Below are 266 nucleotides of genomic sequence, written 5' to 3'. Positions count from 1 at the left end.
CGCTTAACGGCCTCTTCAAAGCCTTCGGAAGCGAGACGCCAGTTGCGTCCGAACGAATTCTTGAAGTCGTCAAGCTGGGATTCGAAGTGTGTAATGTCAATGTTTTGCGCCCTCACCAATGCCAGCTCGGACTTGTATTGAAGCGACTTCATTGCTGCGTTGCGTAACAGCGTGATTATGGGAATAAAAAACTGCGGCCTCACCACATACATCTTCGGAAATCGGTGAAACACATCAACGATGCCCGCGTTGTAGAGCTCACTGTC

Annotated in this window: 1 protein-coding gene; it reads right to left on the bottom strand. The window is 50.0% G+C overall.

Annotation, left to right across the window (positions count from 1 at the left end):
• Positions 1-266 (bottom strand): DUF2130 domain-containing protein (locus SB719_RS20575; RefSeq protein WP_412159803.1); only part of this gene is annotated, 266 nt, incomplete at both ends.

The organism is Pantoea sp. SIMBA_079 (genome assembly GCF_046940275.1).
Classification (GTDB): Bacteria; Pseudomonadota; Gammaproteobacteria; order Enterobacterales; family Enterobacteriaceae; genus Pantoea; species Pantoea borealis.
This window is presented reverse-complemented; position numbering and strand designations above follow the sequence as displayed.